This window comes from Lederbergia citrea (assembly GCF_018343525.1).
GTDB lineage: Bacteria > Bacillota > Bacilli > Bacillales > Bacillaceae_C > Lederbergia > Lederbergia citrea.
The window spans coordinates 510,626-525,420 of the sequence record NZ_JAGYPH010000001.1 but is presented as its reverse complement, the minus strand read 5'-3'; the positions used below and the strand labels follow the sequence as shown (position 1 = coordinate 525,420).

Below are 14,795 nucleotides of genomic sequence, written 5' to 3'. Positions count from 1 at the left end.
TCGAATTAATATTAATTAAAATGCATTCACTTTTACATCATCCGCTACTATTAATTTCGGTTCTGTCGAAGCAATTATATCATCGATGGCATATCCCTTTGCGACTTCTTTTAATAGAAGCCCTGTGTCGGTCACATCAATGACAGCTCGATCTGTGATAATTCGGTGGACGACCTGCTTGCCAGTAAGAGGTAAGCTGCATTCGTTTAATATTTTCGGGTCCCCACCTTTATTGACGTGCTCCATAATCACAATGATTTTACCCGCACCGTGGACAAGATCCATCGCTCCGCCCATGCCCTTAATCATTTTACCCGGAATCATCCAATTAGCCAAATCACCTTTTTCCGATACTTCCATTCCGCCTAAAATGGCAATATTGACGTGACCCCCTCGGATCATCGCAAATGATTCAGCACTATCAAAGTAAGCCGCTCCCGGAATAGCCGTCACTGTTTCCTTTCCCGCATTGATTAAATCTGCGTCAATATCAGATTTCTCTGGATACGGACCTATACCAAGCAATCCGTTTTCCGATTGCAGCACAACTTGTTTGTCAGAGGAAATAAAATTGGCTACTAATGTTGGCATACCGATTCCGAGATTCACATAAAATCCCGTTTCAATTTCTTTTTCCGCCCGTTTTGCAATTTTCTCCCGAATCAATGCCTTATCCACCGCCATGTTTTTCGCTCCTTTCCACGCGTTTTAAGCTTTAACGGTTACCCTTTCAATTCGCTTCTCTTGCGGCCCTTGGATGATTCTCTGTACATAAATGCTCGGTGTATGAATATGATTCGGGTCCAGTTCGCCAATGTCACATAAATATTCGACTTCGGCGACTGTTACTTTTCCGGCAGCAGCCATCATTGGATTAAAATTTCGGGCGGTTTTCCGGTAGAGGAGATTGCCCATTTTATCGCCTTTCCATGCTCTAATTAAGCTGAAATCGGCAACGAGCGCTTCTTCAAGTACATATTCTTTACCATTAAATTCCCGAATTTCTTTTCCTTCGGCTATTTGTGTTCCAACGCCTGCTGGAGTATAAAATGCCGGAATTCCCGCACCGCCTGCTCGGATTTTTTCCGCGAGCGTTCCTTGTGGAGTCAGTTCCACTTCCACTTCTCCTGAAAGCACTTGCCGTTCAAACTCTTTGTTCTCTCCTACATAGGAACCGATCATTTTTTTGATTTGTTTATTTTTCAGTAATAATCCGAGGCCCCAATCATCGATACCACAATTGTTGGAGATTATCGTCAAATTTTTTACGCCTTTATCAACAAGGGCTAAAATCAAGTTTTCCGGTATGCCACAAAGCCCGAATCCGCCTACCATAAGGGTAGATCCTTCCTTAATGTCAGCAACTGCATCTTGATAAGATGTGTAAATTTGCTTCACCTTTTTCATCCTCCTTTTACTTTTAATAAAAGAAGCGCTTCCAATCATTGGTGTTCAACTTGGTTGATACTCACACTCTCCTCTTCTTTTTTCAATACATATCCCTAAAATCCTCTTTTTACGATGTCTTTATAGAACTTTTTACTTATTTCCCGCTTTCAAATGGCATTTATATTCCTTATAATAGAGTTATGAAACTTTTTAATAACTAAATCGTAATGAATATATATGAAAAGTATGGGACAGGAGTAGATGCATCTTGAAATCCGTTTATTCTTTTTTCCTCGGGATGTTTACAGCCGTTGAAACGATTTTAATATGGATTATTTTATTTTTTGGTTTTAAAAATCCTCCCTTCACCTCTTTCTTGATCGCCTTGTTGATCGGTGGAGTGACATTTTTCGGGCTGAAGTGGTTTTTCGATTATCAATTTTTAAAGAAAAATAAATTGACTCGCAAAGAATACAACTATATCCAAAAAAATTTACAGGAGGCCAAGAGAAAAATGAGCCGCCTGCAGAAAGCTTTTTTCTCAGTTCGGTCCATGGGAGCCTTCAAACAGCTTTATGAACTTAATAAACTGGCGAAAAGAATGTATGCGATTGTCAATAAAGATCCGCGTCGATTTTATCAATCCGAACGCTTCTTTTTCTATCATCTTGATTCTGTAGTTGAACTTTCTGAACGTTATGCTCATCTTGCTGCACAGCCAATCAAAAATGAGAAAATGTATATTTCTCTTAAAGAAACACAAAGCACGCTGGATGATTTAAGGGAGTCCATAAAAAAGGACATTTACCATGTGCTGTCTACTGATATTGATGATTTGAAATTCGAACTCGATGTTGCAAAGCATTCCTTAAAAAAACTCGAGTATAACCCTCTTGATGAGGAAAGGAGAACAAAAGAATGAGCGAAGAAAAAAAAGATATAGTATTAGAAACTGATTTATCAAGCGGGCTGGATGACCTTTTAGCCAACCCATTTGGAGAACAGGAGCTAGCTCCATTGGAGCAGCCATCCGTACAAATGGCAGAAAAACCTGCCAGGCTGGTTGATACCCTACCCGAAGAAAATCGCAAGCGCGCACTGGAACTTGCAAAGCAAATCGATCCAGCCAATCATCAAGCCGTGATTGCTTATGGGACTCAAGCCCAATCCCAGTTGTTAAACTTCTCAAGCTCTATGCTTGATCATGTGCAAAATAAAGATATTGGTCCAATTGGCGATATATTAAGTGAATTGATGAGTAAGCTTCGGGATGTTAATCCCGATGAACTAGCGCCTGAGAAAAAGAACTTCTTTTCCAAAATGTTCGGAAGAATTTCCGGCTCTATCCAGGAAGTTATGTCGAAGTACCAAAAAACCGGTGCTCAAATAGACCGAATTAGTGTGAAACTTAACCAATCCAAGCAAACATTGATTAATGATTTAAAGATGCTTGAACAATTATATGAGAAGAACAAGGAATACTTTCATGCTTTGAACATTTATATTGCGGCGGGAGAGCTTAAAATTGAAGAGCTGCGGACAAAAACGATTCCCGAATTGAAACAAAAAGCGGAAGCTTCGGGCGACCAAATGTCGTATCAAGAAGTAAATGATATGGTTCAATTTGCTGACAGACTCGAAAAACGACTTTATGATTTAAAACTGAGCAGACAAATTACCATTCAAAGCGCTCCACAAATCAGGATGATCCAGAACACAAACCAAGCTTTGGCTGAGAAGATCCAGACATCAATCATGACAGCAATCCCGCTTTGGAAAAACCAAATTGCCATTGCTCTCACACTGATCCGCCAACGCCAAGCTGTTGAAGCCCAAAAGCAGGTTTCGAAGACGACAAACGATTTACTTTTGAAAAATGCTGAAATGCTGAAGACGAATACGATTGAAACAGCACGGGAAAATGAACGCGGACTTGTCGATATCGAAACGTTGAAAAAGACGCAGTCGAACTTAATTACAACGCTTGAAGAAACGATCAAAATTCAGCAAGAAGGCCGTGCGAAGCGTGCACAAGCGGAGCAAGAACTTATTTCAATGGAAAACGAGCTAAAGCATAAACTTCTTAAACTAACATAACTTCTTTCTTAATGGACCGGACATACGTTGTCCGGTTTTTTCATAAAATTCTCTTGAAAGATTGCTTCTATCCGGACGTTTACTACCGATTTTGGATGACTTACTACCGGTTATCATCACTTTACTATCGATTGTTACTCACTTACTACCGATCATCATCACTTTACTACCGATTGCTACACTTTTGATTAGAAATGGGGGAATATGCAGATGAATCTACCTGAAAGAGTGACAATGATTGAAGTAGGGCCCCGTGATGGATTGCAAAATGAACACCATTTCATTGACACTGAAATTAAAAAAGCGTTTATTCAGAAACTAGCGGATGCTGGTATGAAGGAAATGGAGATTACTTCTTTTGTTTCACCTAAATGGGTTCCGCAAATGCAGGATGCAGCCGAAATTGTTCAATCCCGGCCTAGTGGCGTTCGCAACATTGTTCTCGTTCCAAATCGAAAGGGCATAGAACAGGCTTTGGAAACGAGTTGCAAATCGGTTGCTGTTTTTGTCGGTGTCAGCAACAGTTTTAACAAGAAAAACATTAATAGATCGACACTGGAAAGCATGGCTGAATTGCAGCCGATGATTGCTGAACTAAAAGGAAAGAATTTTTTTGTACGCGCTTGCATTTCCACTTCTTTTTATTGTCCGTATGAAGGAAAGGTTTCTGAAGCCGATGTATTAGGCCTTTGCCAGGAATTTGCAGATGTAGGGGTTGATGAATTGAGTGTGGCTGATACGATTGGCATGGCAACACCATTCGAGTCCTTTTCTCTCTTTTCAAAGCTGAAAGAGCGGCTGCCCGACATGATGATTGCCGCTCATTTTCACGATACGAGGCGGCTTGCGATGGCCAATATTTATGCCGCGCTGCAAGCGGGCATTGATCGGTTTGATGCATCGGCCGGCGGGCTTGGGGGCTGCCCGTTTGCTCCGGGCGCCACCGGCAATGTTGCGACTGAAGATGTTGTCTATATGTTAGAACGCATGGGCATTGAGACATGCATTGATCTTGAAAAAATTGTGGAAGCAATTGATGTGATTGCCCCCGCCCTTTCCCGTAAGATTGAAACGGGTTACTATCAACTAGCCAAAAATGGCTAAGTTTAGCTTGATTTCACTTTAAGAGCCATACGTCCATTTAATATTTGACCCGGGCTTGCTAACCGAAATGCTTGGGATTCTGTAGAAAAGTCGATTTTAAGCTCGTCATCGAAAAAGATAATTTTTGATTTTTCCATGATGACAGGCATGACGTTTGTTTCAATTTGGATATCATCATTGTCTAATCCCTGTCTATTTATTAATTCTAACGTTGGAACACCGCTGACAACACAGCCGCAGCCCTCTGTTTCATATTTTAATTTTAACATTAGATCTTTATCCGCCATTTTCTGCTTAATTTGCTTTGCCGCTTCTTGTGTAATTGTAAGTTTAACCATGGAATGCACCTGCTCTTTCATTTCTTTTTACTATCTTATCATAGAAAGCCCACTAGACAGGTTGCTTTTCCCTCGGTTTCCTTCTACTATTTATATAAGAGGTTTGTATTTAATAAGGGGGTAATCATATTGGAAAAGGTGCAAATTAAGGTAATGGATAACGGTTCTTATCGGGTAACGGGAGATGTAGAATTAATCGATGTTGACGGCAATGTGTTCGAAACAAAGAAAGTGTTTTCGTTATGCCGCTGTGGTTTGTCTGCCCGAAAGCCGTTTTGCGATGGCACACACAAAGGTCAATTCGATTCATGCGTTCGTGTCGAAAAGGTGCTAGAAGACGAAAAGTGAAAGTGGGAACAACGACCCGCAGCTTATCCAATGCTTGCGGGGTTTTTTATTCGTCCGCCAAAATCATTTGCTCAATATTCTCTACTGAAATTCTTTTTATATCCCCTGTCCGATCCACAATTCGAAATTCTTTTTGCAGGGCATCAAAGCAACGAATCCTCCCCTCCATCTTTTCATAGTGATTATTTGCAAAGTGATTAATGATTACCTCTTTCTCAAATGCCATTGCTTCCCTTGCAGTTTCATTCAACCATTCAAGTTTTTGTTCATCCAATTGTTTCTGTTGCTCCTCCGTATCCTCATCTGCCCACCCGCGAAGCATCTTCACGTGTTCTGGAAGCATGAGCGAATTCCATTTGATCCGGCCACGGTCTCGAATCATTTGCGTCCCCTCCTTTAGGCTTTATGCCCTCCAACTAGGCTGGCTCTCTTCAATGTTGTCCCTGCCTCTGTATAGGAAATTGCTCGCAACAGCGAAGCGGCTCCGTGACGGCGACGAATTCGATCAACAATATAGCCAAGCTCTTTTTCACGGACTTTTTTCGGTTCAAATAAATTTAGCTGGACGTGATTGTCATCTGTAACATTAGACAAGGTAATGGAAATTTGCCGAACCGTTTTCCCCGTGTAATGAGCTTCGAATAATCGCAAGCAGACGCGGTAAAGATCCATCGTCGTATTTGTCGGTTCATCAATTGAGTGCGAACGAAGAAACCCGCCGCCCAATTCTTTATCACTGTAGCCAATGCCAAGACTGATGGTTCTCCCTGCTTTTCGGTGCTCACGAGCCCTTCTTGCCACTTCTTCGCACATTTCAAGGATGACACAGACTATTTCCTGTTTTTCTTTATAGTCGCGAAGCAGAATCTGGCTTTTACCGAAACTGATTTGTCCTTCCATAATTGGAGCACCCAACTCCGACAAGTCGACTCCCCATGCATGGTAATACAGCTGTGTCCCCATTACGCCAAATTTTTTCTCAAGCAAGCGAAGGTCACTATGAGCAAGCTGACCGACATTAAAAATGCCCATGCCGTTCAACGTCTTCTCAACCCTTCTTCCAATCCCCCACATTTCTCTGAGCGGAGCTACTGGCCATAGTTTCTTTGGGACATCTTCATACGTCCATTCTGCGACGCCTAGTTTTTTTGCTTCAAGATCAAGGCAAAGCTTTGAGAGTAGCATATTAGGACCAATACCGATTGAACAAGTAAGCTGGAATTCACGCAGCATTTCATCCCTAATTTTTTCGGCGACCGCATACGCATCTCCCCATAGTTGGCTTGTTCCATCAATTTTAATAAAACTTTCATCGACACTGTATACGTGGATCGCTTCCTTTGGGACATAGCGATGAAGAAGCCGGGTAATTTCGGTGGATATTCGTAAGTAAGTGCCCATTTTTGCCTCAACTAGCTGGATCCGGTCATCATTTGGAATTTCAAACAAGCGGGAACCGGTTTTAATCCCAAAGTCTTTTTTCAGGCGCGGGGAAGCGGCCAATACAACGCTTCCAGACTGGCTCAAGTTTCCGACAACAGCGAGATAACAGTCTAGCGGATCAAGCCCTTCCATAACTGCTGAACAGCTGGCATAAAAGCTCTTCATATCAATACACAATATTTTGTCATGCGGCAGTACACTGTAATCAACACTCATTGCTCTCCCTCACAATTCGAACATTTGTTCTAATTATACACAATATTGTATGTGAATATCCCTTTTTGTTCAATGGTATTTTATTACAAGAAAAGCACAAGCGCCTTGTTGGAAGAACGGCTAAGGGCGCCACGTCCTGTGGCAACGCCGTTCTGACCCGCATCCTGCGGGCCTCCGACAAGCAAATGTTCTGAGCCAGAAAAAGTCCGGTCTTGACTTTTATTGGCTCAGGTTATTTGACCTCGAGGGGCTAGGCGCTGGAGCTAGATCCAATCATAAAAAAGACCCCGCTCCCGATTTGGGGAACAAGGGTATAAATTTCATTTTTTGAAAAAAGCCTTTCTGCCAAGGCGCTCTACTGTATTCGGCATTAATGTATGGAGAGTGCCTACCCAATTCATCCAGCTAGGCATATTGATTTCCCTTCGGTTGGTAAGCATTGCAGCAACGATATTGTCTGCAACTTTTTTCGGATTTAAAATAAATCGACCTAAATTTTCTAAATAAGATCCATCTGGGTCAGCCGTTTGAAAAAATCCGGTGCGAATTGGCCCAGGATTAACAGCAGTGACAAAAACACCGCATTGTGACATTTCCATGCGCAAGCTGTTCGTATAGCCGAGCACGGCATGCTTTGTCGCTGAGTACACACTAGATTTTGGCGTCGCAAGTTTTCCAGCCTGGGAGGCGATATTAATAATATGACCAGATTTACGTTTACACATAAAAGGAATGACTTCTTTCGTGCAGGCAATCAAGCCGACAACATTCACTGCAAACATTCCTTCCAAATCAGCGAGTTCGACCTCCCCTGCTTCAGTAAACACACCATATCCGGCATTATTCACCAGAACATCAATCTCTCCTGCCTGATCATATATGCGCTGAAATACTTTCGGAATATGGTCGTACTTAGAAACATCAAGAGCTATAGGAGTACATTTGACATTGTATTGTTCACGTATTGAAGCACTAATTCGATCGAGCTTTTCCTGATTGCGAGCAAGCAAGTACAAATTAGCGCCATTCTGCGCACACATATAGGCCAGTTGCTCACCCAGTCCACCAGACGCCCCTGTAATGACAATCGTTTTTCCCCTCAGCCGTTCATTTTTCATCTTGCGTCACTCCCGATGTAAAATAAGCAACTCCATCATGGTCCAATTGCTTTTCAATGAATCCGAGTGACAATAAATAATCCAGCTGGGCCGTCGTTTCTGACAAGGTTAAACCGAGCTCCCGTTGATAAACCGCCGGGAACAACTGCTTTGTAACGGTAAACGTCGTCAAACGATTTCCTTGGAGCATCTCTCTTACTTGCAACGCTCGTTCATGTTGGCGCTGTAAACGGCGCTGAACCAATTCATGCACCTTATTTATTTCGGCTCCATGACCCGTATAGGCAATACTAATATCTAGATCTAATAATTTTCGCAGTGAATGATTATATTGCAGCTGCGGTTTAGGCCTTTCATAAGAAGGGATTAAAGCAGGTTCAAGCAACGGATTAGAAGAGATGGTCGCAAGTAAATGATCTCCTGAAAGCAAGACACCATCACTATTACGGTAAAAAGATAAATGGCTCTGGGCGTGACCGGGAGTACTAAGAATCGCCCAACCGTCCATGCCCGGGATTGTATCCCCTTCTGTAATTTCATATGTAAGCGGGCGTCTGCAAGAATAACGCAAGGGAGCTTTCATTATTTTTAACATTTTTTCAAAATCGCCATCGATTCCAAATTCAATGAATAGCTTTTTATAAAAAACATCATATGCTGCAAAAAATTGCTCATCTTCTTCAATCCAAGGGCGGGCATATTCATGTCCATATACAGGTAGGTCCTCCGGAAGCCAATCCAAAAGTCCGACATGGTCAGGATGATGGTGTGTAAGCACAACCTGATCAATATCTTCCGGCACTATGCCGTGTTGAGCCAGTTGAAATTGAAAGGCTTCCCAAGCGGCTTCTGTTTTCACACCAGCATCGATGAGCGTTAACGCATCGTTTTTTACGACATAAGCATTCACATCACCAACGGCAAATGGCGTAGGCAAAATAAGTTTTATAATTTTCTCATAAGAGCTGATCATAATAATCCCTCAACTTTATTATTTTTATATAATGAAACGTTCATATATAATAAGCTAATCAACTATATTCTATCGATTATGCAGTGGAAAGTCATTATATTAATAAGTCACTCACAGACAATTTTAATAATTCCCTTGACATTTCCTCTGCCAGTGAGCATAATCATAAATAAACTTTTAATCGAATCGCGATGATCGGGATTAGTAAATGAGAAACGATGCAAGAGATTGGAGTCCAGCGGCTGGAAGGCTCCATCATCCCCTGTCTCTTCGAACCTGCCCCGTGAGCTGTCAGAAAACTGACCGTATCCCCTTGCGTTAAAGGGCTTTGAGATGGCTGGTTTTTGAGCAGCCAATAAAGGTGGTACCACGGAAGCTAACCCTTTCGTCCTTTTTATAGGGCGGGAGGGTTTTTTATGCTTAAATTGAAGGAGGGTTATACGTGAAGATATCATTCATCGGAGCCGGTTCAATGGCAGAAGCAATGATCGCAGGATTGATTGAAAAAAAGATCTGCCGTCAAGACAGCATCTATGCAACCAATCGAAATGATCAGGTGAAAATGGCCGAACTTGAACAACAATACGGGATCCGTACAACATATGAGATGGAAGAACTGCTGCGCGATGCAGACATGATTGTTTTCGCGGTAAAGCCAAAAGATGCCGGAGAAGCTTTATCGAAAATCCAGCCTTATTTAAACAGCAATGCCTTTTTCGTTTCTGTTATGGCTGGAATTCCTATTGATTTTATCGAGAATAAAATCAAAACAAAATGCGCAATCGCGAGAGCTATGCCGAACACATCTGCAAGCGTCGGAAAATCCGCAACAGCGATTGCATTTAATGAATTAGTGTCTAATAGGCAGAAAGAGTTGGCAATCTCAATCTTTTCTGCAATCGGAATGACGGCAATTGTCGAGGAAAATCAGCTTGATGCCATTACTGGCTTGTCAGGCAGCGGCCCGGCTTATATTTATTATATTGTTGAAGCGATGGAACAATCAGCGCAGGAAATCGGACTCGAACGAGAAACCGCTAAACAACTCATCATTCAGACGCTAATTGGGGCGGCGGATATGTTGTCAAGCTCGGGAAAAGAAGCGGCAGATCTCAGAAAAGCAGTCACGAGTCCTGGTGGGACAACAGAAGCTGGAATTGAGGTTCTTCGGCAAAAAGGCGTGGAAGAGGCCTTCATTGAATGTATTAAAGCAGCAACAGAACAGTCGATAAAACTGGGGCATATACATCAATCCAAGCTTACAACTTGAATGTAAAGATCAGTTTCGAGCAAGCTGCTATCATTTGTGCATTCCAGATTGTTATAATATAGGTTACGCAAAGTAATGAAGGAGGACAAATGCATGGCGGTAAAGTTATTTGAACCATATACAATTAAAGATGTAACCTTTAAGAATCGGATTGTCATGTCACCAATGTGCATGTATTCTTGTAAAAATGAAGATGGCATGGTGAATGATTGGCATTATACACATTATACAAGCCGGGCCGTTGGTCAGGTGGGGCTAATCATTGTCGAAGCGACAGCAGTCACACCGCAAGGAAGGATCAGCCCTCAGGACTTGGGGATATGGAGCGATGACCATATTGAAGGCCTCTCAAAGCTTACGGAAATGATTAAAGCACATGGGGCAGCTGCAGGAATCCAAATTGCCCATGCAGGAAGAAAAGCGGAGCTCGAAGGAGACATTCTCGCGCCTTCGGCAATTCCTTTTAACGAAAAAATGAAAACTCCGAAAGAAATGAGCAATGAAGAAGTAAAAGCAACAATCAAGGCATTTGGGCAAGCAGCAGAACGAGCTAAAAAAGCAGGGTTTGATGTAATTGAAATCCACGGAGCACACGGATATTTAATCAACGAATTCCTCTCTCCGCTTACAAATAAGCGAACCGATGAATATGGTGGTTCGCAGGAAAATCGTTATCGCTTCCTCAAAGAAATCATTGAAGAAGTGAAATCGGTTTGGGAAGGTCCCCTCTTCGTCCGTATTTCCGCAAATGATTATAATGATAAAGGTCTAAACGTGGAAGACTATGTAATAATGGCGGAGTGGATGAAAGAACAGAGCATCGATTTGATTGATGTCAGTTCGGGTGCAGTTGTACCAGCAAGAATTCCTGTTTATCCGGGATACCAAGTTCCATTAGCTGACCAGATCAAGCAAGAAGCAAATATTCCTACCGGTGCGGTTGGAATGATTACAACTGGAATCCAAGCAGAAGAAATTTTGCAAAATGAGCGTGCTGACTTAATCTTCCTTGCCCGCGAGTTACTACGCGATCCATACTGGCCTCGCACTGCTGCAAATGAGCTCGGTGTTGAACTTGAAGCGCCAGAGCAATATAAAAGAGGTTGGTAAAAGAAAAGCGGAAGTGCCCGTTTAGCGACGTACAAACTTCTAAGGATTCGACGAGATAAAGGAAACACGGTGAGCCTATAAGGCGAGCCGATGTTGACTTATCGTAGGAAGAATTCTAAAGTTTGCTAGTCGCTGGGCGCTGAAGCTGGACAATGAAATGCGGAAGAGCCGGCACCAATGCTAGCGTACCGGCTCTTCTATTCTTCATTTTGGAGATCAATGCTAATCTCAAAGAAATCATGGGCAATTTCCGTCTTAGGGAAGACAGCTTTAGCTTCCTCGGCTAATTTGCTCCACTGTTCTTTTCCATATCGTGAACTAATATGGGTAAGGCAAAGCATACCTACTTGCGCTTCAAGCGCCAGTTCAGCTGCTTGGACAGTCGTCGAATGAAAATAATCAGCGGCCATTTCCTCACTGCCGGCGGCAAATGTAGCTTCGTGAACAAGGGTATCAGCAGATTTAGCAAGCTTCATGGCATTTTCGCAAGGTCGCGTATCACCGAGAATGCAAACGACCCTGCCTTTTTGATCAGGACCCAAGTAGTCACGACCATCTACCGTCGTTCCATCTTCGAGGGTGATTATTTCGCCATTTTTAAGATGCTGGTAAATGGGACCGGGTGGGATGCCATCTGCAATAAGCCGCTCAGCAGCAAGTGTGCCTTGTTTATCCTTTTCCGTGATACGGAACCCGTAACTCGGCACGGCATGATCAAGCAATAGCGTCTCTACAACGAACTGTTCATCTTCAAATATAACTCCTTCTTCAATTTCAATAATTGTTAAAGGGTATTTTAAATGAGTCTGGCTCACCCGTAGGGAAATCTCAATATAGTCACGAATGCCTTTTGGCCCATAAACAGTAAGACCAGTTAATCCTCCTTGGAATGAACGACTGCCCAATAGGCCTGGCAGTCCAAAAATATGATCTCCATGGAGATGGGAAATAAAAATCTTTTCAATCTTTCTGGGCTTTAATGACGTATGTAGTATTTGGTGTTGCGTTGCTTCGCCACAATCAAAAAGCCAAACAGCATTTCTCTCTTCCAGCAACATTAAGGCCAAGGAGGAAACATTTCGAAGTTTTGCCGGTACTCCGGCTCCTGTTCCAAGAAACAACAGCTTCATTTTGAACCTCCAAAAAATTAGTGTTTATTTATTTTATCATAATTGCTACGAATAGCGGCAATTATACATTTTTTTAAAAAAGCTTCATAACAAGTCGTCTTTTATCAGAATTATTGGTAAGATAATAAGAAGCTCATTAATATGGGGAAAGTTTATGAAAAAAAGAGAGGTTTTCGCTATGATTCAATCAGAAACACCCGCATCACTCATAATGATTTTTGGGGCCACTGGGGATTTGGCAAAGAGAAAGCTTTACCCTTCCCTCTACCATCTATTCAGGAAAGGTAAACTTGCTGAACACTTTGCTGTAATTGGTGTAGCTAGACGCCCATGGTCCAATGAAGTATTGAGAGAACATGTCAAAGACTCTGTCCTTACTTCAATAAAAGACGCGGAAAACATCGAAGAATTTATTTCCCATTTTTACTATCAACCGCATGATGTGAGCGATACAGATTCATACATAGAATTAAAAAAGCTTGCCAACGAGCTTGACAGTAAATATTCTCTGCAAGGCAATCGGATTTTCTATTTAGCAATGGCTCCAGAATTTTTCGGTACAATTGCGGAGCATTTGAAAACGGACGGTTTAACCGACACGAATGGTTTTCATAGATTGGTCATTGAAAAGCCGTTTGGTCATGATCTTGAATCAGCCATCCAGTTAAATAATCGAATTCGCAAAGTTTTTTCAGAAAATGATATTTACCGGATTGACCACTATCTTGGTAAAGAAATGGTGCAAAATATTGAAGTTATCCGATTTGCCAATGCCATTTTTGAACCACTATGGAATAGCCGTTTCATCTCAAACATTCAGATTACTTCAAGCGAGATGCTAGGTGTTGAGGAGCGCGGAGGATACTATGAAACAAGTGGTGCGCTAAGAGATATGGTGCAAAATCATATGTTGCAGATGGTAGCCCTTCTCGCGATGGAACCGCCAATCCGCTTGACACCAAAAGAAATCCGCAGTGAAAAGGTTAAAGTGCTTGGCGCTCTTCGTTCCATTAAAGTTGAAGAAGTTAAACAATATTTTGTACGTGGCCAATATGGGCCGAGTACAGAAAATGGCGAACATGTGCCTGGTTATCGAGAAGAAGTAAATGTCAACCCTGAATCGAATACAGATACATACGTTGCCGGCAAATTAATGATTGATAACTTCCGCTGGGCAGGCGTTCCATTTTATATTCGTACTGGAAAAAGAATGACGGAGAAATCGACGAAGATCATCATTCAATTTAAAGATGTCCCAATGAACTTATATTATAGTTCAGATAAGAAACTTGCTCCGAACCTTCTCGTTATTCATATTCAGCCAGAAGAAGGAATTACACTCCATCTGAATGCCAAAGAATCAGGAGGGCAAATGATGGAAACAACACCGGTCAAACTTAATTTTTCCAATAATGATATTGCGGGATTAAATACACCGGAAGCTTACGAAAAGCTGTTGTTTGATTGCCTGCGGGGTGATGCAACAAACTTTACCCATTGGGATGAAGTCGCACTTTCCTGGAATTTCGTTGACAAGATCAGCACCTACTGGGAAAACGAAAAAGCGGAATTCCCAAATTATGCTGCTGGCACGATGGGACCGAAGGATGCCGATGAGCTGCTTAAACAGGACGGATTTTTCTGGTGGCCGATTGCAGACCTAGATGTAAATAATTGTTAAAATGATTTAAAAAGGCTGTTCCGAATCAGCGGCATGCTTCCCCCCGGGAAACATGCTGCTCTGGAGTGGCCTTTTAACCTATCATTCACTTTTACGTATCATCAAGAATATATTACCGCGGAGGTGTTTGCCGTGAAAAGTTCCAGTGTGGATGATTATTTGCAAAAAGGAATATACGGCGTAAAACAGACAAAGCCTGAGGAGCGCAGGAAATTTCTTGGAACATTAAGAGAAAGAATCGTAGTGGCATTAACAAAAAGTCAGGTAATGGAGAAAGGTATGTATCCAGAAGTAGAGCAGCTGATGAACGACCATCCTGATGCCTCGCTACTCCTGAATGGGGAGCTTGATTATTCTTTTTTATCGGAATACATTCATAGTGCCAGATCAAAAAACATCGCGTTTTCAATTGTGACAAATAAAGAACATAATACAAACATTGGCCTTGTACTCACTTATGACCACGCAATTAATAAAGAAGAAATATATATTCAAAAGAAAAAAGCACAAACCGTCATTGTTAAAAAGAAAAAAAGAAGCTTCATTTCCCGTATAGTGAGCTTCTTGAAAAAATAATG

General features: G+C 42.0%; 17 protein-coding genes. 8 read left to right on the top strand and 9 right to left on the bottom strand.

Going from position 1 to position 14,795, the window contains the following annotated elements:
* Positions 1 to 15 precede the first annotated feature (15 nt).
* Positions 16 to 684: a 3-oxoacid CoA-transferase subunit B gene (locus KHA88_RS02730; RefSeq protein ID WP_213097287.1), complete on the bottom strand. Its 669-nt coding sequence runs from the start codon at positions 682 to 684 to the stop codon at positions 16 to 18.
* Positions 685 to 708: 24 nt separating this feature from the next.
* Positions 709 to 1,398, bottom strand: a complete 690-nt coding sequence (locus tag KHA88_RS02725) for a CoA transferase subunit A (protein WP_213097288.1) — start codon at positions 1,396 to 1,398, stop codon at positions 709 to 711.
* A 259-nt stretch (positions 1,399 to 1,657) separates the two neighbouring features.
* Between KHA88_RS02725 and KHA88_RS02720 the strand changes: the two genes are divergently transcribed.
* The 3 genes from KHA88_RS02720 (at position 1,658) to KHA88_RS02710 (ending at position 4,590) form a co-directional block, all read left to right on the top strand.
* Entirely contained in the window at positions 1,658 to 2,311 is a 654-nt protein-coding gene (locus KHA88_RS02720) for a 5-bromo-4-chloroindolyl phosphate hydrolysis family protein (RefSeq protein WP_213097289.1), read from the top strand.
* A complete protein-coding gene (locus KHA88_RS02715) occupies positions 2,308 to 3,486 on the top strand; it encodes a toxic anion resistance protein (RefSeq protein ID WP_213097290.1) in 1,179 nt (392 codons plus the stop codon). The genes KHA88_RS02720 and KHA88_RS02715 overlap by 4 nt, the downstream gene beginning before the upstream one ends.
* Positions 3,487 to 3,690: 204 nt before the next feature.
* Positions 3,691 to 4,590: a hydroxymethylglutaryl-CoA lyase gene (locus KHA88_RS02710; RefSeq protein WP_213097291.1), complete on the top strand. Its 900-nt coding sequence runs from the start codon at positions 3,691 to 3,693 to the stop codon at positions 4,588 to 4,590.
* Between the two features lie 2 nt (positions 4,591 to 4,592).
* On the opposite strand, the gene KHA88_RS02705 is transcribed toward KHA88_RS02710, so the two are convergent.
* Positions 4,593 to 4,928 carry an iron-sulfur cluster biosynthesis family protein gene (locus KHA88_RS02705; protein ID WP_213097292.1) on the bottom strand — a complete coding sequence of 112 codons (336 nt, stop codon included), beginning with the start codon at positions 4,926 to 4,928 and terminating at the stop codon, positions 4,593 to 4,595.
* Between the two features lie 129 nt (positions 4,929 to 5,057).
* On the opposite strand from KHA88_RS02705, the gene KHA88_RS02700 reads away from it, so the two are divergent.
* On the top strand, positions 5,058 to 5,276 hold the full coding sequence (locus KHA88_RS02700) for a CDGSH iron-sulfur domain-containing protein (RefSeq protein WP_213097293.1): 219 nt from the start codon (positions 5,058 to 5,060) through the stop codon (positions 5,274 to 5,276).
* A gap of 46 nt (positions 5,277 to 5,322) precedes the next feature.
* Here KHA88_RS02700 and KHA88_RS02695 read toward each other — a convergent pair whose 3' ends face one another.
* The 5 genes from KHA88_RS02695 to KHA88_RS02675 all read right to left on the bottom strand — a co-directional run bounded on the left by KHA88_RS02695 (position 5,323) and on the right by KHA88_RS02675 (position 9,397).
* Positions 5,323 to 5,658 carry a YolD-like family protein gene (locus KHA88_RS02695; protein WP_213097294.1) on the bottom strand — a complete coding sequence of 112 codons (336 nt, stop codon included), beginning with the start codon at positions 5,656 to 5,658 and terminating at the stop codon, positions 5,323 to 5,325.
* 14 nt (positions 5,659 to 5,672) lie between these two features.
* On the bottom strand, positions 5,673 to 6,935 hold the full coding sequence (locus KHA88_RS02690; protein ID WP_213121372.1) for a Y-family DNA polymerase: 1,263 nt from the start codon (positions 6,933 to 6,935) through the stop codon (positions 5,673 to 5,675).
* Positions 6,936 to 7,255: 320 nt separating this feature from the next.
* On the bottom strand, positions 7,256 to 8,053 hold the full coding sequence (locus KHA88_RS02685) for an SDR family NAD(P)-dependent oxidoreductase (RefSeq protein ID WP_213097296.1): 798 nt from the start codon (positions 8,051 to 8,053) through the stop codon (positions 7,256 to 7,258).
* Positions 8,043 to 9,026, bottom strand: a complete 984-nt coding sequence (locus KHA88_RS02680; protein WP_213097297.1) for an MBL fold metallo-hydrolase — start codon at positions 9,024 to 9,026, stop codon at positions 8,043 to 8,045. Before KHA88_RS02680 ends, KHA88_RS02685 begins: the two co-directional genes overlap by 11 nt.
* A 107-nt stretch (positions 9,027 to 9,133) precedes the next feature.
* Positions 9,134 to 9,397 (bottom strand): hypothetical protein, encoded by a 264-nt coding sequence (locus KHA88_RS02675; RefSeq protein WP_213097298.1) that lies wholly within the window; start codon positions 9,395 to 9,397, stop codon positions 9,134 to 9,136.
* Between the two features lie 71 nt (positions 9,398 to 9,468).
* Here KHA88_RS02675 and proC point away from each other — a divergent pair, with 71 nt between their 5' ends.
* A complete protein-coding gene (gene proC / locus KHA88_RS02670) occupies positions 9,469 to 10,296 on the top strand; it encodes a pyrroline-5-carboxylate reductase (protein WP_213106856.1) in 828 nt (275 codons plus the stop codon).
* Between the two features lie 93 nt (positions 10,297 to 10,389).
* The gene (gene namA, locus KHA88_RS02665; protein ID WP_213121371.1) at positions 10,390 to 11,406 is read left to right on the top strand and encodes an NADPH dehydrogenase NamA; all 1,017 of its coding nucleotides are present in this window, start codon (positions 10,390 to 10,392) and stop codon (positions 11,404 to 11,406) included.
* 197 nt (positions 11,407 to 11,603) lie between these two features.
* Here the strand turns inward: namA and rnz are convergent, their stop codons facing one another.
* On the bottom strand, positions 11,604 to 12,536 hold the full coding sequence (gene rnz, locus KHA88_RS02660) for a ribonuclease Z (RefSeq protein WP_213121370.1): 933 nt from the start codon (positions 12,534 to 12,536) through the stop codon (positions 11,604 to 11,606).
* A gap of 178 nt (positions 12,537 to 12,714) precedes the next feature.
* Here rnz and zwf point away from each other — a divergent pair, with 178 nt between their 5' ends.
* Positions 12,715 to 14,217 (top strand): glucose-6-phosphate dehydrogenase, encoded by a 1,503-nt coding sequence (gene zwf, locus KHA88_RS02655; RefSeq protein ID WP_213121725.1) that lies wholly within the window; start codon positions 12,715 to 12,717, stop codon positions 14,215 to 14,217.
* A 132-nt stretch (positions 14,218 to 14,349) separates the two neighbouring features.
* Positions 14,350 to 14,793 carry a YueI family protein gene (locus KHA88_RS02650; protein ID WP_346728924.1) on the top strand — a complete coding sequence of 148 codons (444 nt, stop codon included), beginning with the start codon at positions 14,350 to 14,352 and terminating at the stop codon, positions 14,791 to 14,793.
* The last annotated feature ends 2 nt before the right edge of the window (positions 14,794 to 14,795 follow it).